The 18286-nt window shown below is 65.1% G+C and carries 20 protein-coding genes; 13 read left to right on the plus strand and 7 right to left on the minus strand.

Annotated elements, in window-relative coordinates; genetic code table 11:
* Window positions 1-282: 282 nt before the first annotated feature.
* Genes V6B15_RS09425 through V6B15_RS09440 form a run of 4 tightly spaced genes read right to left on the minus strand, consistent with a single transcriptional unit; the run spans window position 283 to window position 2789 of the window.
* Window positions 283-1041, minus strand: coding sequence for an ABC transporter (locus V6B15_RS09425; RefSeq protein ID WP_334200937.1), 759 nt, complete (start codon window positions 1039-1041; stop codon window positions 283-285).
* Window positions 1016-1381, minus strand: coding sequence for a hypothetical protein (locus tag V6B15_RS09430; RefSeq protein ID WP_334200938.1), 366 nt, complete (start codon window positions 1379-1381; stop codon window positions 1016-1018). The genes V6B15_RS09425 and V6B15_RS09430 overlap by 26 nt, the downstream gene beginning before the upstream one ends.
* A 31-nt stretch (window positions 1382-1412) precedes the next feature.
* Window positions 1413-2429, minus strand: coding sequence for a cysteine synthase A (locus tag V6B15_RS09435; RefSeq protein WP_334200939.1), 1017 nt, complete (start codon window positions 2427-2429; stop codon window positions 1413-1415).
* A gap of 42 nt (window positions 2430-2471) precedes the next feature.
* Window positions 2472-2789 carry a 2Fe-2S iron-sulfur cluster-binding protein gene (locus V6B15_RS09440; RefSeq protein ID WP_253518186.1) on the minus strand — a complete coding sequence of 106 codons (318 nt, stop codon included), beginning with the start codon at window positions 2787-2789 and terminating at the stop codon, window positions 2472-2474.
* A gap of 90 nt (window positions 2790-2879) precedes the next feature.
* On the opposite strand from V6B15_RS09440, the gene V6B15_RS09445 reads away from it, so the two are divergent.
* Window positions 2880-3497 carry a DNA-3-methyladenine glycosylase family protein gene (locus tag V6B15_RS09445; protein ID WP_334200940.1) on the plus strand — a complete coding sequence of 206 codons (618 nt, stop codon included), beginning with the start codon at window positions 2880-2882 and terminating at the stop codon, window positions 3495-3497.
* Between the two features lie 21 nt (window positions 3498-3518).
* Window positions 3519-4325 (plus strand): SDR family oxidoreductase, encoded by an 807-nt coding sequence (locus V6B15_RS09450; RefSeq protein ID WP_334200941.1) that lies wholly within the window; start codon window positions 3519-3521, stop codon window positions 4323-4325.
* A 3-nt stretch (window positions 4326-4328) separates the two neighbouring features.
* Here V6B15_RS09450 and V6B15_RS09455 read toward each other — a convergent pair whose 3' ends face one another.
* Window positions 4329-4622, minus strand: a complete 294-nt coding sequence (locus V6B15_RS09455; protein ID WP_253518197.1) for a 4a-hydroxytetrahydrobiopterin dehydratase — start codon at window positions 4620-4622, stop codon at window positions 4329-4331.
* A 56-nt stretch (window positions 4623-4678) separates the two neighbouring features.
* On the opposite strand from V6B15_RS09455, the gene ccmA reads away from it, so the two are divergent.
* Together ccmA and V6B15_RS09465 are read left to right on the plus strand one after the other, a co-directional pair.
* Entirely contained in the window at window positions 4679-5260 is a 582-nt protein-coding gene (ccmA, locus tag V6B15_RS09460; protein ID WP_334200942.1) for a heme ABC exporter ATP-binding protein CcmA, read from the plus strand.
* Entirely contained in the window at window positions 5257-5910 is a 654-nt protein-coding gene (locus tag V6B15_RS09465) for a heme exporter protein CcmB (RefSeq protein ID WP_334200943.1), read from the plus strand. The genes ccmA and V6B15_RS09465 overlap by 4 nt, the downstream gene beginning before the upstream one ends.
* Here the strand turns inward: V6B15_RS09465 and map are convergent.
* Both map and V6B15_RS09475 read right to left on the minus strand, forming a co-directional pair.
* Window positions 5907-6734, minus strand: a complete 828-nt coding sequence (gene map / locus V6B15_RS09470; RefSeq protein ID WP_334200944.1) for a type I methionyl aminopeptidase — start codon at window positions 6732-6734, stop codon at window positions 5907-5909. The genes V6B15_RS09465 and map overlap by 4 nt on opposite strands.
* Window positions 6735-6774: 40 nt before the next feature.
* Window positions 6775-7581: a DUF3298 and DUF4163 domain-containing protein gene (locus V6B15_RS09475; protein WP_334200945.1), complete on the minus strand. Its 807-nt coding sequence runs from the start codon at window positions 7579-7581 to the stop codon at window positions 6775-6777.
* Window positions 7582-7627: 46 nt separating this feature from the next.
* Here V6B15_RS09475 and V6B15_RS09480 point away from each other — a divergent pair, with 46 nt between their 5' ends.
* From V6B15_RS09480 to V6B15_RS09520, 9 genes are all read left to right on the plus strand, one after another.
* A complete protein-coding gene (locus tag V6B15_RS09480) occupies window positions 7628-9016 on the plus strand; it encodes a leucyl aminopeptidase family protein (RefSeq protein ID WP_334200946.1) in 1389 nt (462 codons plus the stop codon).
* Window positions 9017-9090: 74 nt separating this feature from the next.
* On the plus strand, window positions 9091-9438 hold the full coding sequence (locus V6B15_RS09485) for a hypothetical protein (RefSeq protein ID WP_334200947.1): 348 nt from the start codon (window positions 9091-9093) through the stop codon (window positions 9436-9438).
* Window positions 9435-10373 carry an N-acetyl-gamma-glutamyl-phosphate reductase gene (argC, locus tag V6B15_RS09490; RefSeq protein ID WP_334200948.1) on the plus strand — a complete coding sequence of 313 codons (939 nt, stop codon included), beginning with the start codon at window positions 9435-9437 and terminating at the stop codon, window positions 10371-10373. The genes V6B15_RS09485 and argC overlap by 4 nt, the downstream gene beginning before the upstream one ends.
* 170 nt (window positions 10374-10543) lie before the next feature.
* Window positions 10544-10882: a P-II family nitrogen regulator gene (locus tag V6B15_RS09495; protein ID WP_067462894.1), complete on the plus strand. Its 339-nt coding sequence runs from the start codon at window positions 10544-10546 to the stop codon at window positions 10880-10882.
* 55 nt (window positions 10883-10937) lie between these two features.
* Entirely contained in the window at window positions 10938-12347 is a 1410-nt protein-coding gene (gene glnA / locus V6B15_RS09500; protein WP_253518226.1) for a type I glutamate--ammonia ligase, read from the plus strand.
* A 231-nt stretch (window positions 12348-12578) separates the two neighbouring features.
* Window positions 12579-16031, plus strand: a complete 3453-nt coding sequence (locus V6B15_RS09505) for an autotransporter domain-containing protein (RefSeq protein WP_334200949.1) — start codon at window positions 12579-12581, stop codon at window positions 16029-16031.
* A 135-nt stretch (window positions 16032-16166) separates the two neighbouring features.
* Window positions 16167-16751, plus strand: a complete 585-nt coding sequence (locus tag V6B15_RS09510; protein ID WP_334200950.1) for a lysozyme — start codon at window positions 16167-16169, stop codon at window positions 16749-16751.
* Window positions 16752-16839: 88 nt separating this feature from the next.
* Window positions 16840-17703: a hypothetical protein gene (locus V6B15_RS09515; RefSeq protein ID WP_334200951.1), complete on the plus strand. Its 864-nt coding sequence runs from the start codon at window positions 16840-16842 to the stop codon at window positions 17701-17703.
* A gap of 22 nt (window positions 17704-17725) precedes the next feature.
* A complete protein-coding gene (locus V6B15_RS09520; RefSeq protein ID WP_334200952.1) occupies window positions 17726-18280 on the plus strand; it encodes a fasciclin domain-containing protein in 555 nt (184 codons plus the stop codon).
* Window positions 18281-18286 lie beyond the last annotated feature (6 nt).

An 18286-nucleotide genomic window follows, 5' to 3' on the forward strand; every position in this document is an offset into this window, starting at 1 on the left:
CAAGCATGGGGGCGAGCCGCTTGGCCCACGGGCCGAGCGCGCAGAGACAGTCCTTGTCCGATGTGATTGCGGTTTATCGCGGGTCAGCCGGGGATGGAAGGGAAAATTGCGGGATTTCACGGGATAAGCCCGTAGAGCATTGTTTTACAGCCATATTTTTCCCGCACCCGGCCTCGAATTCGTTACCAGTTCCTTAACGAAGGGACTGGAAACGCGTGGCTTTGTGCGGAGTCGAGCGAGGAATCCCGCGATTTCCCCGGGCCTCACCCGTGAAATCCCCGGTCAGTCGGTATCGGCTGGTTGGTCGAAGATCACCGACCTGAGCACGGCCCACAAGGCGTCCTTGCGCTCCTGCGGAACCGGGCCGCTGCCGTCCCAGTCGAGCAGCGCCGCATCGGCGAACAGGACCGCCACCCCGCTGCCGCGCGCGCAGCGGGCGAGCAGTCCGTCGGCAAGGACCGCGCAAGAACTGCTTTCCTGACGCGCAAAACGGCCGCGCAGCGCCACCGGGACGGCTTGCCCCTGCACTTCGGCCATCCGCTCCCCGCCGGGCTGGCTGTCGTCGAACAGCAGTTCGACCCCCCAATGCGAGAAGATCGGCGATAAGAGGACGACATCCTGCGGCCGGCGCCGATCGCCGATCGGGTAGCGCGAGTGGCGCGTCAGCATGGGATCGGCGAGGATCACCGCCTGTCCGCCCTGGGTCACCCATTGGTCGAAAGAGACATTCTCCGATGGTGCCAGCGCGCGCGGCTGCGCCAGGATCACGCGGTCGAGCCCTGCCAGCGCCTCGGGCTCAAGCGTATCGAGCGGGACCAGTTCGAAACGCGTCTCGAGTTCCTCGCGGACCCAGTCCTTCTCGCCCCCGCCTTCCAGCATCGCGCCGAACTCGCCCTCGCCCCAATAGAGCGGCAGGCTCGAAAACAGCCCGACGCGCGGTTTGGAAACCACTTCATGCCGTGCCTCCCCCGGAGAGCAGGCCGCGGCGAGCAGCGCCATGAGCAAGGAAAGCGTGCTAGTTAGCAGCGGGAGACGGCGCATCGGTCGTGTTCTGCGGCCCGGAGGTCGGCGCGGCATTGGGCGTCGCGCTTGGTTCGGCCGGGAGATCGGGCACCACGCCCGCCTCGACCAGCGGGTCGTTCTGCGGCGCGGCCTGCGTCGGTTCGGTGGTCGGCGCGGCAGCGGGCACGGTCGTCGCATCGGTTTCCGCGGCACGGTTCTGGATGATGCTCGCCAGCCCGACGAGCAGGATCATCATGACGATCCCGGTGATCCCGATCTGCAGGCGCTGCACGGTGCGTTCGCGCCGGGCATCGCTACCCGGCACTTCGGGCAGCTCGCCCACCGGCGGCTTGCGGCTCATGTCGAAAAATTGGTGCACGCGCATAAGCGTAGGGACCCGTGGCGGGCAGTCAATCGCCGCTTTGCAACCAATCGAACACCGGCAGGCCCTTCGCCGCCAGCCATTCGGCGCTGTAGAGCGTGGAGAGGTAGCGGAAGCCGGTGTCGCACAGGATGGTGGCGACACGCGGGTTCTCGCGCCCTTCGGCCACCAATTGCTTGCCCAGCGCAATCGCGCCGGCGACATTGATGCCCGAGGACAGGCCGAGGCACAGACCCTCTTCGCGCAGCAGGCGGGCGACCCAGGTCAGGCCTTCCTCGTCCGAAATGCGGAACTGCGTATCGATCGGCGCGCCTTCGAGATTGCCGGTGATGCGCCCCTGCCCGATCCCTTCGGCAACCGAAGACCCTTCGGCCTTGAGCTCGCCATTGGCGAAGTAGTTATACAGCGCCGCGCCATGCGGGTCGGTCAGCGCGATGGTGACGGTTTCGTCCAGTTCCTTCAGCCCCATGCCGACGCCGGCGATCGTGCCGCCGGTGCCCGCCGCGCAGGTAAAGCCGTCGATCCGGCCCTCGAGCTGGTCCCACAGTTCCTTCGCCGTGGTTTCGATATGTGCCTTGCGATTGGCGGTATTGTCGAACTGGCCCGCCCAGACCGCGCCGTCGAGCTCTTCCGCCATGCGGCGCGAGACGTGCTGGAAATGGTTGCAGTCGGCATATTTGGTCGGCGGAACGGTGACCAGTTCCGCGCCCAGGGCGCGGAGCGTATCCATCTTTTCCTTCGACTGATTGTCGGGCATCACGATAATCGTGCGATACCCCAGCGCATTGGCCACCAGCGCGATGCCGATCCCGGTATTGCCCGCGGTCCCTTCGACCACCGTGCCACCGGGTTTGAGTTCGCCGCGCTCTTCTGCATCACGGATGATGTAGAGCGCCGCGCGATCCTTCACGCTGGCGCCGGGATTGGCGAATTCGCATTTACCAAAGATGTCGCAGCCGGCTTCCTCACTCGGTCCTTCGAGGCGGACCAGCGGAGTGTTGCCGATGAGGTCGAGCGTATGCTCGCGTACGGGAATTGCAGTCATGGGTCGGGAATTAGGCGCGCCGGCCCGAACCTGCAAACAACATCAGTCTTCAGGCGCGATAGTAACCTTCAACCCGTCGAGTTCCGCAGTGAAGGGGATCTGGCACGACAGACGCGAAGTCGGCTGGCGGTGATCGGTAGATTCGAGCAGGTCGTCCTCGTCCTCGCTCAGTTCGGGCAGCTTGTCGGCAAACGCCGGATCGACATGCACATGGCAGGTCGCGCAGGAACAGCAGCCGCCGCACAGCGCCAGCAGCTCGTCGAAGCCATTGTCGCGGATCGCTTCCATCACGGTCAGGCCGTCGGCGACGTCGATCTCGCTGGTTTCGCCTTCGCGGGTGGTCACGGTCAGTTTCGGCATTGCGTGTTTCCTCGGTTGCAAAGGGCTACTGGTCGACCCTATGCGTCGCGCTGCTATTCAATCGCGACGGGGAAGGCAAGCGCACTCGCCATGGGGCTGACCAACGCACAATTGCGCACGCACCTCGATACGGTCGCGGCAGCCGATCCCGTTGTGGCCGGGGCGCTGGAGCGCTGCGGCTATCCCGAAGAACGCATTCGCCCCACCGGTTATCGCACGCTGCTGCGGACGATCGTCGGCCAGCAGGTCAGCGTCGCATCGGCGGATGCTGTATGGACCAAGCTGGAAGCCGAGCTGGGCGAAGCCATGCCCGCGGACGAAGTGCTGGCGCGCGATTTCGACACGCTGCGCGCCTGCGGCCTGTCGCGCCAGAAACAGGGCTATGCGCGCAGCCTGTGCGAACTGGTGGCCAGCGGCGAACTCGACCTCGCGAGCCTTCCCTTGGACGATGAGGAAGCGATTGCCGAGCTGACCCGGATCAAGGGGATCGGGCGCTGGTCGGCGGAAATCTATCTGCTGTTTGCCGAAGGGCGGCCCGACATCTGGCCCGCGGGCGATCTGGCGGTCCAGGAAGCGGTTGGCCGCATGCTCGAACTGGCGGCGCGGCCGAGCGAGAAGGAAACCCGTACCATCGGCGAAGACTGGCGGCCCCATCGCGGCGCAATGGCCATCTTCACCTGGCACGCATACACCAATGCCGCGCTGTAGTGCGCACGAGGGAGAGAGACTGTGAGCGAGCGCAAGGCGATTTTCATCACCGGCGGCGGGTCGGGTATCGGGCGCGCGGTCGCGCTGTATTTCGGCCAGCGCGGCTGGTTCGTCGGCCTGGGCGATATCGACAAGGCGGGCATGCGCGAAACCGAGGACATGATCGGTAACGGCTTCGTCTATGGCCATGTCCTCGACGTGCGCGACCGCGCGGCATGGGACGAAGCGCTGGAAGCGTTCTCAGTGGCAGCGGGCGGCCGGATCGACGTGGTGTTCAACAATGCGGGCATCCCGCTTGGCGGGTCGCTGCTCGAAAACAGCGCCGAAGAAATCGAACGCTGCCTCGATATCAATCTCAAGGGCGTGCTGTTCGGCGCGCAGGCGGCGCATCCGCATCTGGCGAAGACTGCGCCGGGATCCTGCCTGCTCAACACTGCCAGCGCGGCAGGCATTTACGGCACACCGGGCGCGAGCGTCTATTCGGCGACCAAGTTCGGGGTGCGCGCGGTGACCGAGAGCCTCGATGGCGAATGGGCCGAAGACGGCATCAATGTCCGCTCGCTGATGCCCAGCTTCATCGACACGCCGCTGCTCGATCACAATCCCAACGCCCGGTCCAATGAAGGCATCCGCCAGCGCGTGACCGATTCCGGCCTTGAGATCACGCCGGTCGACGACGTGGCGGCGGCTGCTTGGGCCGCTGTGCATGGTGAAAGGCTGCACACCACCGTCGGCAAGACCGCCAAACGCATGGCCTTTGCCGCACGTTGGTTGCCGGGTCGGGTACGCAAGGGTACCCGCGCTGGCGGGCGTCCGATGGGCCGGTAGGTCCTAGCCGAGCAGCGCGTCGATCTTGCGCGCCATCTTGACGTCGCGCAGCGACAGCCCGCTGGCGTCATGCGTGGTCAGGGTGATCTCCACGCGGTTGTAGACATTCGACCACTCGGGATGGTGGTCGCGCGTCTCGGCGATCATCGCGACGCGGGTCATGAAGGCGAAGGCTTCGGAAAAGTCGGCGAATTCGAAGTTCCGCACGATTGCCTTGCCATCACGGGCGAGGCTCCAGCCGGTCAGCCCGCGCAGCCAGCTGCCACGCTCTTCCTCGGTCAGCTGTTCAACGGTCATGGCTGCGATTCTCCTCTACTTGTCGGTGGCGCGCCTTTTGCCTATCGCCACCGCCCATGCAACCTCGCCTCGTCGCAAAGGATATTGCCTGCCGCCGCGGCGAAAGGCTGCTGTTTCGCGGGTTTTCGCTCACCTGCGATGAAGGCGCTGCCGTGCATGTGACGGGCGCGAACGGGATCGGCAAATCGAGCCTGATCCGCATTCTGGCCGGATTGCTGCATCCGTTCACCGGCTCGGTGGACCATGCCGGGGCGATGGGACTGGTCGACGAACGGCTCGCGCTCGATGCCAATATGCCGCTGGGCAAGGCGCTGGCATTCTGGGAAGCGCTCGACGGATGCACCCAGCCGGGCCGCGCGCTCGAACTGCTCCAGCTCGATCCGCTGATGGACGTACCGGTGCGCTATCTCTCGACCGGGCAGAAGAAGCGCGCCGCGCTCGCGCGATTGCTCAACCGCACCTGCCCGATCTGGCTGCTCGACGAACCACTCAACGGTCTCGACAGCCACGCACAGGCGGCTTTCGAGGCACTGATCGCGCAGCATTGCGCAGGCGGCGGGATCGCGGTGGTTGCCTCGCACCAGCCGATCGCCCTGCCCGCGCCGCAAGTCATCCAGCTTGCCGAGTATGCCGCATGATCGGCACGCTGCTCAGGCGCGATCTCGGGCTGCTGCTGCCCGGCGGGCGCGGCGGCGGCGGGGTACTACCGCTGCTGTTCTTCCTCGCGGTGGCGATGCTCTATCCCTTCGCGGTCGGGCCCGACGCGCAATTGCTGGCGCGGACCGGCGGCGGCGTGATCTGGGTGGCGGCGCTGCTTGCCGCGATCCTGCCGCTGGACAAGCTGGTTTCTGCCGATCTCGATGCGGGGATGTTCGACCAGCTGCACTTGCGCGGGGTGAGCGAGGAAGCGGCAATGGCGGTGCGGCTGGTCGCGCACTGGTTGGCCTTCGCGCCGCTGCTGCTGCTCGCCACGCTGCCCGCGGCGGCATTGCTGGGCCTGTCCGGTGAGACGGTGCGCACCGTCCTGCTGGGCCTGCTGGCGGGCACTCCCGGCCTCGCCGCGGTCGGCCTTGCGGTGGCCGCGCTTACCGCGAGCCTGCGCGGCGGAGCGGCGCTGGCCGGGCTGATGGTCATTCCGCTGGCAGTGCCGATCCTGATCTTCGGTGCAGGCGCATTGTCGCGCCCCGATCCGGGCGCGTTGCTGCTTACCGGCGCAATCAGCCTGGGGCTGTGCGCGGTGACACCCTTTGCCGCCGGGGCGGCGATACGCGCCGCGCGCGAAGGCTAGTAAGGCGGCTTGTGCAGCCCCTTGGGGCTTTCGGTGAAGATCTCGACGCCGTCATCGGTAATGCCGATCGAATGTTCGAACTGCGCCGATAGCGACTTGTCGCGCGTTACCGCGGTCCAGCCGTCGCCCAGCACCTTGGCATGCGCGCGCCCGGCATTGATCATCGGTTCGATGGTGAAGAACATGCCCGGCTTCATTTCCGGCCCCGTCCCGGCACGCGCCGCATGGATCACCTCCGGCGCATCGTGGAACAGCCGGCCGAGACCATGGCCGCAAAATTCCTGCACCACGCCATATCGATACTGGCGCGCATGCGCCTCGATCGCCGCGCCAATGTCGCCCAGCCGGGCACCGGGCTTACGCACCGCATCGATACCCAGCATCAGGCATTCATAGGTCACCTCGACCAGTCGTTTGGCCTTGATCGACGGTTCGCCGGCGAAGAACATGCGGCTGGTATCGCCATGCCAGCCGTCGAGCAGCGGGGTCACGTCGATATTGACGATGTCGCCGTCTTTCAGCGCCTTGTCGGACGGAATGCCGTGGCAGATCACATGGTTGATCGAGGTGCAGCAGCTGTGTTCATAGCCGCGGTAGCCCATCGTCGCGGGCACCGATCCGGCATCGAGCATCATGGTGCGGACATAATCGTCGATCGCGCCGGTGGTTACGCCCGGCTGCACGAAAGTGGTCAGCTCGTCGAGGATTTCGGCGGCCAGCCGCCCCGCCTTGCGCATGCCCTCGAAACCTTCGGGGCCATGCAGCTTGATCGTGCCGTCGCGATAGACGGTCTCGTCCGCCTCGATTACCTGATATTCAGTCATGCCGCCCACATAGGCGCTTTGCGCGGCAATTGCGAGATGCCTAGCGGCTCACGCTGAAAGCGCTCGCATGCGCGGGCTTCACTGCATCGACGACCGAGGCGGTGACAGGGAAATCGAGCTCGTAATCGCCCTCGGCATAGGCGCCCGCGACATAGGGACCGAAATACACCGTGATCCGGTCGAAGGTCTTGCCGTTGGACGACCCGACCAGCACGCTGGCCTCGTCGAGCCCGGGGCATTTGTCGAACATGTCGTCGCTGCCCTCCTCGATCTCCATGCCGCGCCGTTCTTCACGCGCGGTGTTGAGCGTGTCGCACAGCCTATTGCCCAGCGCCTGTTCGAGCGCGACGGGCGAGTTGAACAGCTCGATCCCCTTCATCGCCGCGCCCGCTTCGCGGTCCCAGACCAGCGATTGCATGCCATACATGCCATGCGCCCCGCCCGAATAGGTCGCCAGATGCCCCGACAGGCTCAGGTAATCGGGCAGATCCGCCACCACTTGCCATTCCTCGCTGGCGCTGTGCTGGCGCGGCGTCCACTCGCTCCCCTGCGACGAGTTCCAGTCCTCGTCGGCGTCCTGCTCGAGTTCCGCGCGCATCGCGTCGGCCTTCTGCCCGAGGAACGCGGCCAGCGCCGGTTCGGCGGCGACTTGGGCTGGCCAGGAGTAGGCGAACTGGTAACGCTCGGTTTCCTCCTCGACCGCATAGGCTTCTGCCGCCGGCGCGGCGGTGGCCGCGGCACTTGCGGTCGCACGCTCGCTGACTCCCGCCTTGTCGGCATACTCGGCGCTGTCGGAACAGGCCGCACTCGACAGCGCGAGGGAAATCAGGAACAGGGGCGCACGCATCGCGGTTTCCTTTGCGAAAGACGAATTCATTAGAGGCACTTCCGATATGGCCGACAAACAGCCACTGATCCAGCCCGACCGCGGGCAGGATGCGATTTCCATTCACCTCGTCAACCGCGACGGCCTGGGCGACTGGCTCAAGCAGCTTTCGACCAGCCAGCGGGCCGCGCTCGAGGCGCAGAAATTCGACGGCGGCGGCTACCAGACCGCGATCGTGCCCGACGGTGATAGCTGGTTCGCTGTGGGCGGCGTGGCCGATCCCGAAAACCTCTCGAGCTGGTGCATGGCGAAGCTGGCAGAGAGCCTGCCTGCGGGCACCTATCGCCGCGCGAAGGGCGCACCCGGTCCCGCGGTACACGGCTGGCAGACCGCGCAATATGTCTTCGACCGCTACAAGCGGCCCGAACGCCCGGTCGGCCCGCGCGTGCTGCTGACGCAGGATGTCGGCGCGATCGACGGCGCAATCGCCGAGGCGCAGGCCGTGTGCCTCGTCCGCGATCTCGTTAATACGCCCGCCGAGGACATGGGCCCCGCCGCGCTGGAAGAGCAGTGCGAGACGCTCGCCAAGCAGCATTCGGCCACGCTCAAGGTCACCAAGGGCGATACGCTGGAGCAGGAATATCCGATGATCCACGCGGTCGGCCGCGCCGCCGCACGCCATCACGCCCCGCGGCTGCTGCACCTCACCTGGGGCAAGGAAGGCGACCCGGTCCTCGCCATCGTCGGCAAGGGCGTGTGCTTCGACAGCGGCGGGCTCGATGTGAAGAGCTCGACCGGAATGCTGTTGATGAAGAAGGACATGGGCGGCGCGGCGCATGCGATTGCGCTGGCGGGACTGGTCATGGGCAGCGGGCTGCCGGTACGTCTGCACCTGCTCGTCCCTGCGGTCGAGAACGCGATCAGCAGCAACAGCTTCCGCCCCGGCGACGTACTGCGCTCGCGCAAGGGCCTGAGCGTGGAAATCGGCAATACCGATGCCGAGGGCCGGCTCGTCTTGGGCGATGCGCTCCAGCGCGCCAGCGAGGAAGGGCCCGCGCTGATCCTCGACTTCGCCACGCTGACCGGTGCCGCCCGCGTCGCGCTCGGCCCCGATTACCCCGCGCTGATGGCCCGCGAGGATGCGACCGCGGCGGCACTGATCGACGCCGGCCGTGCGCATGACGACGAGCCGTGGCGCCTGCCGCTGCCCGATGCCTATCGCGAATGGCTCAATTCGGACATCGCCGATACCAACAATGCGCATGGCAATGCCTTTGCCGGGGCGAGTGTCGCAGGCCTGTTCCTCGACAAGTTCGTCGGCGACGGCATCGACTGGGCGCATTTCGATACCTTCGCCTGGCGCCCGCAGGCCAAGCCGGGCCGTCCCAAGGGCGGCGATGCCTATGGCCTGCGCGCTGCATGGCACATGTTGAAGGGCCGTTTCGGTGGAGCCTGAGGCCCGCCGTCTTGCGGGAAAGCGCGCGCGGGGTTAAGCGCCCGCAACGTTCACAACCGGATTTTGCACACAGCGTGACTGCTCCTGCCCGTTACTCCCTCCCCGAAGGTATCGTCGGACTGAAGGGCCCGGTCGACAAGCCCGCCCCCGGAACGCTGCCGCTCCGCGGCGATCTGGCGCATGTCGCATTGGCGAATCGGTATCTCGCCGCGCACTATGTGATCCCGCATGTGCGGACCATCGGCAGCGCGCCCGCGACGCTCAAGCTGACCATGCGCGACGATGCCGACGACGGCGCGACCCTCGGTGCCGGTGAGGAGATCGAGCTGCTCGACTGCGCGGGCGATTGGGCATGGATCGCCTGCGGCCCCGAGGGGCCGAGCGGCTATGTCCGGCTTGGCATGCTCGCGCCCGGCCAGTGACGCACACGGTCTTCATCGACGGTGCCGCGGGCACCACCGGGCTCGAAATCGCCGAGCGGCTCGAAGGACGCAGCGAGTTCACCCTCATCCGGCTCGACGATGCGCAGCGCAAGAATGCCGAAGCGCGGCGTGAAGCGCTCAACGAAGCCGATATCGCGATCCTGTGCCTGCCCGACGATGCCGCCCGCGAGGCGGTGGAACTGATGGATGCGGCCAATGGCACGCGCGTCATCGACGCTTCCAGCGCGCATCGCACCACCGAGGGCTGGTGCTATGGTTTTCCCGAACTGGTCGGCAGCGAGCGGGTCGCCGATGCGCGGCGGGTGAGCAATCCGGGGTGCTATCCCACAGGCTTTCTCGCGCTGGTCGCGCCGCTGGTACGCGCAGGTCTCCTCCCCGCGGACTGGCCCTATACCGTCAATGCGGTCAGCGGGTATTCGGGTGGCGGCAAGGCGCTGATCGAACGGTTCGAGAGCGAAGGTGCGCCGGCATTCCGCGCCTATGGCTATGATCTTGCCCATAAACACCTCCCCGAAATGAAAGCGCATGCCGAGCTTGCGCATCCGGTACTGTTCGCGCCCTCGGTCGCCGCGGCCTATCGCGGTATGATAGTGGAAGTCCCGCTACATCTCGGTGCAATGGACGAGGGTCCGCATGCCGACAGCCTGCGTGATGCGCTCGCCAGCTTCTACGAAAATTCGCCAGTGGTGGCGGTGCACGGCAACGTTCCGGTCGGGGAACTCCTGCTCGACAGGGATGCCGCACCTTCGGACGATATGGAGCTGTTCGTGTTCGGTAACGAAGGCGGCTGGAACGCGCGCCTCGTCGCGCGGCTCGACAATCTCGGCAAGGGGGCCAGTGGAGCCGCAGTGCAGAACCTCAATCTGATGTGCGGCCTGCCCGAAACCGCCGGCCTGCGCTTGCCCGTTGCCTAAAAAACAGGCATCGCCTGTCTGCGCTTCGGGCACGATTGCCCGGACGCGATGCTCGAACCTGCGCCCTTACGCCGTGCCGCCCAATTGGCACGGTTCTTGGAACACGGGCGAGCGCGACGCGTAAATTACGTGCATTACGGCTAGCAGAACTCTCGGGGGGACACCGTCAGGTGAAAAAGATCGAAGCGATCATCAAGCCATTCAAGCTCGACGAAGTGAAGGAAGCCCTGCACGAAATCGGCGTGTCGGGGATCACGGTCACCGAAGCCAAGGGCTTCGGGCGGCAGAAAGGCCATACCGAGCTTTATCGCGGCGCCGAATATGTCGTCGATTTCCTGCCCAAGGTGAAACTCGAAGTGGTCGTGCCCGAAGGCATTGCCGATCGCACCGTCGAAGCCATCGCCGCCGCCGCCCAGACCGGGCGCATCGGCGACGGCAAGATTTTCATTTCGTCGATCGAAGGCGCGCTGCGGATCCGCACGGGCGAGCGAGACGACGACGCCATCTGAATAATCGCGGGATCAACCCGCTCCAGCAGTTCCAGTTCAAACGGAGGCAATACCAATGGCAAGTGCAAGCGACGTCCTGAAACAGATCAAGGACGAAGGCATCGAGTGGGTCGACCTGCGGTTCACCGACCCCAAGGGCAAGTGGCAGCACCTGACCATGGTCGCGGGCGTGCTCGGCGAAGACGAACTGGAAGACGGGCTGATGTTCGACGGTTCGTCGATCGCCGGCTGGAAGGTCATCAATGAAAGCGACATGATCCTCAAGCCCGACCTCGAGCGGGTCTATGTCGATCCCTTCAGCGCCGAACCGATGCTGATCGTCTTCTGCGACATCGTCGAGCCCTCGACCGGCGAATGGTATGCGCGCGACCCGCGCTCGACCGCCAAGCGCGCCGAAGCCTATCTCAAGTCGACCGGCGTCGGCGACACGATCTATGTCGGCCCCGAAGCCGAATTCTTCATGTTCGACGATGTCCGTTTCGAAGACGGCTATGCCGGATCGGGCTTTACTCTCGACGATGTCGAACTGCCGACCAACAGCGGCCGCGAATATGAAAGCGGCAACTTGGCCCACCGGCCGCGCGCCAAGGGCGGCTATTTCCCCGTCGCCCCGGTCGACAGCGCCGTCGACATCCGCGGCGAAATGGTCTCGACCATGATCGAAATGGGCCTTCCCTGCGACAAGCACCACCATGAGGTGGCCGCCGCGCAGCACGAGCTCGGCCTGACCTTCGGCACGCTGGTCGAAACCGCCGACAACATGCAGATCTACAAATATGTCGTGCACCAGGTCGCGCATATCTACGGCAAGACCGCGACCTTCATGCCCAAGCCGATCAAGGACGACAACGGCTCGGGCATGCACACGCATATGTCGATCTGGGAAGAAGGCAAGCCGACCTTCGCCGGCAACCAGTATGGCGGGCTGAGCGAGAACTGCCTCTATTACATCGGCGGCGTCATCAAGCACGCCAAGGCACTCAACGCCTTCACCAACCCGACCACCAACAGCTACAAGCGTCTGGTGCCGGGCTTCGAGGCGCCCGTGCTGCTCGCCTATTCGGCGCGCAACCGCTCGGCCTCGTGCCGCATCCCCTACGGTGCGGGCGACAAGGCCAAGCGCGTCGAGTTCCGCTTCCCCGATGCGATGGCCAACCCCTATCTCGCCTATGCCGCGCTGCTGATGGCCGGTCTCGACGGGATCACCAACAAGATCCATCCGGGCGAAGCAATGGACAAGAACCTCTACGATCTGCCGCCCGCCGAACTGGCCGACGTGCCGACCGTCTGCGGCAGCCTGCGCGAAGCGCTCGAGGCGCTGATGGCCGACCACGAGTTCCTGCTCAAGGGCGACGTCTTCACCAAGGACCAGATCGAAGCCTATTGCGAGTTGAAATGGGAAGAAGTCCTGCGTGTCGAAACCACGCCCTGCGCGGCCGAATTCGACATGTACTATAGCTCGTGATCCGATTCCGCCGGTAACGGCAGAATGATTTTGACTGGGCGGCCGGAGCGATCCGGCCGCCCTTGTCTTTGAACTAAATCAAAAAGTGCGTCCCTTAAGCAACAATAAACCATAAAACATGGCGGGATGGGAGCGCAAAGCCCTTCCCTTTTCGTCCCCCCCGGTTCTAGAACATTCGCATTGCGCGGCTTGGGCGCGCCTTAACGAATATTTCCTGGAGGGACACTCGGAATGAAATCCACGTTCAATCGCACCGGAAGCCGCCTTTTGGCCGGCGCCGCAACCATCGCCTTGTCGACAGTCGCGCTGAGCACGCCGGCTCACGCCATCGTCCCCAACGACAATTATACGCCCGACGACATCGTCGATAAGGACGAAGACTTCAGCGGCGTCGGCATGTTCTTCCGCAACGACGGCTTCGTCTGCTCGGGTACGCTGATCAATCCGCGGACGGTGTTGTTCGCCGCGCACTGCGTTAACGATGTGGCCGAAACCGATTTTCGCGACGATGCGCTCCGTTCGGCCTGGTCGTTCAACGTCAATGCGCTGCCGGGCTTCCAGAACTGGATCGGCAACGCATTCACGAGCAATCCCGACCTCGCGGTCTTCGACGTCAACCGCATCTATTACGATCCTCGGTCGGTCGCGCGTCCCGACGGCCAAGGCTTCCTCGAGGGCGATATCGCCCTCGCCAGCCTCGACACGCCAGCGGCCAATCTGCCGACCTGGTCGCTGCTGTTCTCGCCTCTGCCGACACCGGAGGAAATCTCCGAAACAGATGGCACGGGCTATCACGTCAACATCACCGGCTACGGCAGCACCGGCTCAGGGACGGGGGGAGCCAATCTCGGCATCGACTGGCGCCGCAAATCGGCCGAAAACATGCTCGGCTCGCTGACCTCGTTCGACGACCGCAACACTTTCCTGTTCGGCGCGGCCTTCGGCGATCTGCCGCAGGTCCTCTACCGGCTCGACTTCGACGATCCGAACAAGACCAACCCGTTCGATTTCAACCTCTACAAGGATGAACCGCGCGAACGTGAAGGCACGACCGCAGGCGGCGACTCGGGTGGTCCGCTGATCCTCGATGCCGCGAACAACACGCTGAGCGACGAAGACCTCGTCATCGCGGTGCTGTCGGGTGGTTCGCGGTTCTTCGGCGCGCAGGTCTTCTCCAGCTACGGCACCGAAAGCTTCTACCAGCCGCTCTACCTGTTCTGGGATTATATCGTCGCCACCAACCCCTATCGCTATGTCTCGGCGGTTGAAGGGGACGGCAATTGGGAAGATGCCGATCACTGGGTCACCACCCTCGATCCCGTCTACCGTATTATCGACGAGAACGGCGATGTGGTGAACGGCCTGCCGACCACGCCGGGGAACGGCGTCACCGGCGATGCGCCGCAATTCGGCGAAGTCTGCTTCGATCCCGAAGGCGACAACCCGGGCGACGGCTGCGAAGACCTGTCCACCGGCGATCCCACCCCGCCGGCGCGCAACGCCGATGGCACAGTCAATTCGGGGATCGGTGAAGCCGATGGCGACATGTTGGATGCGCTGGGCGGCGGGGAAACCCAGGCCTCGCCCGAAGCTGCGGACGGCCGCGCCGCGCTGGCGCGCAACGGGCTGATCAATGCCAATGAAGCACAGAACGGCGCTCCCGAATTCGCCGAGGAAAACCCGCATGCAAGCGATGGCGGCAGCCCCGAATTCTCGGACGATCCGCTGCCCGATCCTACGCTCGACAACGGCCTGCCCGGGGCGACCGATTTCGTCCCCGACAACATCGATCCGGTCGTAAGCGCGGATGCTGCGGTCAATGTCGACCCGCGCTATTTCGATGTGACGCTGGCCAACGCAGGCACCACCACGCTGAGCAGCGACGTCACCATCGACCGGCTCACCGTACGGAGTACTGCGGGGCTCAACATTACCGCAGACGCCAGCCTGACCTCGCTGATCGACGTCACCCAGTTCGGCGGCACGATCACCGTCGACGGCGGCCTTACCTCGGTTGGCGACTACACCCTCTTCGGCGGCGCGCTGCAGGGCGGCGGGACGATTACCGCGCCCTTCGTGACGGCATTCATGGGCGCAATCTCTCCTGGGAGGATTGGGACCATCGATACGCTAACTATCGATGGATCGCTGATCATGACGACGGCGTCGACGCTGATGATCGACATCGGACCGAATGGCACTTCCGACCTCGTCGCAGTCACAGGAGAGGCGGCGTTTGGCGCCCCGGCTGACCCTGACGCGGAGGAAGACGAAGAACCGACCGGTCCCATCGTGGCTGTAGGTGCAGGGATACTCGGCCAAGTTAACGGTCTTGGCCAGGTCTATACGATCGTAACTGCTGAAGGGGGCGTGAGCGGGGAATTCGTACCCGACGATATTTCGCCGATCCTTCGCCAGTCGTTCACCTACACCGACAACGCCGTGCTGATGGAAATCCTCGCGGCCAGCTATCGTACGGCGGTCACAGCGAATCCGGTGCAGCGCAGCTATGCCCGGCTGTTCGACCAGAACCGTGGCAACGCCGCGCTGGCCGAGCTCTACCAGCTCGATTTCGCAGATGCGGCGACGATCCAGTCGACCTTCGACGGGCTGGCTCCGGTGGCGGAAACCGCGGTCCAGCAATTGGCGACGCAGTCCTTCCACAACCTCCAGTCGTTCAACGCTTCGCGCCTGCGCGAATCGGATCTCGCCAGTTCGGGCGGGACGATCGCCACGCTCGGCAGTCCGATCCAGACCGCCCAGATGTCGGTCTCGCGCGGAAGCCAGCCGATCACGGCGGGTGCGCTCGGGCTCGACCAGAGTGACGAGCCGACGCGGGTACAGGAAGGCGCCATCCGCGAGGATATGGCGATCTACATCGCCGGCGGCCTGCTCCGGGGCAGCGGGGCATCGATGCCCGGCTACACCCAGAGCGATACCGACGTCGATGGCTACTTCTTCGGCGGCGGGATCGAGTACTTCCCCAGCGAACGGTCGATGATCGGCCTGTCGGGCTTCTACTCGGACCTCGAGGCGGATGTGGCGCTCAACCAGCAGGCCGATGCGAAAGCGCTGGCGGTGTCGCTCTATGGCAGCGCCAAGACCGTCGACGGCTTCGTCGTCGATGGCCAGGTCAGCCTGATCGATCTCGATATCGATACTGAGCGGACCGTGTCGTTCCTCGGTGGTTCGCAGACGCTGACCAGCGAAAGCAGCAACAGCGGCTTTGCCGCCGCGCTGGGCCTGGCCTACGATTTCGAAGGCCCGCTGGGCACGATCTCGCCGGGTATCGAACTTCGCTACGTCGACCATTCCTTCGATCCGGTGAGCGAAACCGGTGGTTCGCTGGCCCTGACGATCAACCGCGAGAACGTGGAAAGCCTGCAGGGCCGTATCGGGCTCGATTACCAGAGCGCCGGTGGCCCGATCCAGATCGATGCCAATATCGACTTCGTGCATGAATATGAGGACGGACCCTCGGTCTTTACGGCGCAGTTCGCCAGCGGGACCGGACCGGCCGTTCCATTCCTTCTTGCCGACCAGGCCAAGGACTGGGGCGAAGCAGGCTTCTCGCTGCAATATGTCAGCGGGGGCGCACAGTTCGGCGTCGGCTTCGACACCACGATCGGACGCGACAACGCCGATGCGCAAACCTACCGCGCGATGGCGAGCTTCAAGTTCTAAGCCAAGCCGGACTTTCAGTACCGACAAGAAGGGCCGCCCGGGAAACCGGGCGGCCCTTCTCTTTGGATGAAAGCGTTTTCCTACTTCGTCCGCTTGTGCCTACTCGGTCGGCCTCATTCATCATGGAGGCCGTAGATGAACCGCAAACCGCTATTCGATGCCATCCGCAAGCTTCTGGGACGCGGGTTCCGGCAAGCCGAGGTAGAAGCGCTGGACAAGGCGATCGATACCGTCGCCGGACGCGCGCCAAACGGAGGGGCACGCAGCATTGGCCCCAAGGGGCTCGCGCTTATCCGGCAATTCGAAGGCTGCGCGCGCCTGCGCCGGGACGGGATGGTCGAAGCCTATCCCGATCCGGGCACTGGCGGCGAGCCATGGACCATCGGCTGGGGCGCGACGGGGCCCGGCATCGGTCCGGGCACCGTATGGACACAGCAGCGATGCGATGCGCGGCTCGAGAGCGACGTCGCACGGCATGCACGGGATGTCGCATTTGCGCTGGGCGATGCACCGACCACGCAGGCCCAATTCGATGCCCTGGTCAGCTTCCATTACAACACCGGCGCGATTGCGCGATCGACGCTGCTGCGCCGCCATTTGGCGGGCGATTACAGGGCGGCGGCGGAGGAATTTGCGCGGTGGAACCGGGCCGGCGGACGGGTGCTCAAGGGCCTCGTCCGTCGCCGTGCAGCCGAAGCGCGCCTCTATCGCTCACGCTGAAAGCCGCGGAGTTCTGCCATCCACGCCGAACGATTAGCCGGAACCCGAATGCTCCCGCCGCCGTTAGGCGAGCAAAGGAGTATCCCAAATGCGTATCTTGGTCGCAGGAGCGGCCGCCATCGCACTCGCGGCGGGCGGCGCTTACGCCGCGCCCGGCAAGGGGCAGGGAAACGACAAGCAAAATAACGACCGCGGGGCCGCCCAATTGGAACGGGTCCAGCCAGGCACCGGGCGAGCGAACAGCGTCCGCCAGCGCGCAAAGTCCGATACCGAGCGACGCGAAGACCGCATACCCGACGTGCCCATCGCACGCGATCGCGGCAATGGCGCGCGCGCCTTCCTCGATCGCGACCGCAACCGCACGCTGATCGCCGGATGCCCCCCAGGGCTTACGCGCAGGAACACCGATTGTGTCGCACCGGATCAGGCCGGCACTTCCCCGGTCCGCAACCAGCGGTGGAACGGCTACGCCTACGATCCGGGCCTGTTCGGGCTGAGCCATTACGATGCGGGTCGCTATCACTACGAAAGCGGTTACCTGTTGCGCCGCACCAATGAAGGCCGGGTGGCTGGCTATCTCCCGGTGCTTGGTGGGGCGCTGGCTATCGGTAATGTCTGGCCAGCGAGTTACGAGAGTTATGCGGTCCCCGACTATTTCGTCGACTATTACGACCTCGGCCCGGCATCGTCCTATCGCTATGCCGAGAACGTCCTCTACCGGGTCGATCCGGAGGATTCCGCGATCACTTCGGTGGCGGGGTTGCTGACCGGCGACACATTCGCCGTCGGACAGCCGCTACCGGCAGGCTACGATGTCTACAACGTGCCCTATTCCTACCGCGCGCGTTACGCCGATACGGCGGATGCCTGGTACCGCTATTCGGACGGGCATGTGTACCGGATCGATCCCGCAACACAGCTAGTCGCGGCTGTGATCGACCTGCTGGTCTGAAAGTGCGCCCATGATACCCTTGGTGAGAACAGGTTTTGCAGCGCTGGCGCTGGCGGCGCTGCCGCTCCTGGGCGGTTGCGGAGAGGCCGAGGACAAGCAGTCCGCGCCGCTCACGCAGGATGATGCAACGCTGACGCTGGCCGCGGCACTGGGCGCGAACAAGGCGCTCGGCACCTTGCAGAGCGCGATCGAGCAATCGGAGCTTTCGGGCGTCCTCGACGGGCGGGCGAGCTACACGGTACTTGCCCCCAAGGACCGGGCGTTTGCCGCGCTGGGCGAGGACGGCGCGGCGTTGCTGGAAGACGAGCAGCGCCCGGTACTGATTGCAATATTGCGCGACCACATGCTGCCCGGTCACCTGACACTCGAAGCGATCGGTGCGGCCATCGACCGGCGTGGCGGCCCGGTCACGATGACGACGCTCGGCCAGACCGAGGTCCAGTTCGCCAGATCGGGCGAAACGCTGACGGTTACCATGGACGGCGGCGCCAGCGCGCGGGTGTCCGGCACCGCCATTGCCGCCAATAACGGGGTGCTGATCCCGATCGATACCGTGCTGCTCCCGCCCCGCGGCTGAGCGGCG

Source organism: Qipengyuania sp. Mu-71 (assembly GCF_036867055.1).
In the GTDB taxonomy this organism is placed as follows: Bacteria; Pseudomonadota; Alphaproteobacteria; order Sphingomonadales; family Sphingomonadaceae; genus Qipengyuania; species Qipengyuania profunda.

Bases quoted from the DNA above. Each gene is read 5' to 3' on its own strand.
- V6B15_RS09445 (WP_334200940.1), top strand. From the start codon at position 2,880: ATGGGGCTGACCAACGCACAATTGCGCACGCACCTCGATACGGTCGCG.
- V6B15_RS09475 (WP_334200945.1), bottom strand. From the start codon at position 7,581: ATGCGTGCGCCCCTGTTCCTGATTTCCCTCGCGCTGTCGAGTGCGGCC.
- V6B15_RS09440 (WP_253518186.1), bottom strand. From the start codon at position 2,789: ATGCCGAAACTGACCGTGACCACCCGCGAAGGCGAAACCAGCGAGATC.
- glnA (WP_253518226.1), top strand. From the start codon at position 10,938: ATGGCAAGTGCAAGCGACGTCCTGAAACAGATCAAGGACGAAGGCATC.
- V6B15_RS09455 (WP_253518197.1), bottom strand. From the start codon at position 4,622: ATGACCGTTGAACAGCTGACCGAGGAAGAGCGTGGCAGCTGGCTGCGC.
- V6B15_RS09465 (WP_334200943.1), top strand. From the start codon at position 5,257: ATGATCGGCACGCTGCTCAGGCGCGATCTCGGGCTGCTGCTGCCCGGC.
- map (WP_334200944.1), bottom strand. From the start codon at position 6,734: ATGACTGAATATCAGGTAATCGAGGCGGACGAGACCGTCTATCGCGAC.
- V6B15_RS09505 (WP_334200949.1), top strand. From the start codon at position 12,579: ATGAAATCCACGTTCAATCGCACCGGAAGCCGCCTTTTGGCCGGCGCC.
- ccmA (WP_334200942.1), top strand. From the start codon at position 4,679: ATGCAACCTCGCCTCGTCGCAAAGGATATTGCCTGCCGCCGCGGCGAA.
- V6B15_RS09435 (WP_334200939.1), bottom strand. From the start codon at position 2,429: ATGACTGCAATTCCCGTACGCGAGCATACGCTCGACCTCATCGGCAAC.
- V6B15_RS09425 (WP_334200937.1), bottom strand. From the start codon at position 1,041: ATGCGCCGTCTCCCGCTGCTAACTAGCACGCTTTCCTTGCTCATGGCG.
- V6B15_RS09480 (WP_334200946.1), top strand. From the start codon at position 7,628: ATGGCCGACAAACAGCCACTGATCCAGCCCGACCGCGGGCAGGATGCG.
- V6B15_RS09515 (WP_334200951.1), top strand. From the start codon at position 16,840: ATGCGTATCTTGGTCGCAGGAGCGGCCGCCATCGCACTCGCGGCGGGC.
- V6B15_RS09510 (WP_334200950.1), top strand. From the start codon at position 16,167: ATGAACCGCAAACCGCTATTCGATGCCATCCGCAAGCTTCTGGGACGC.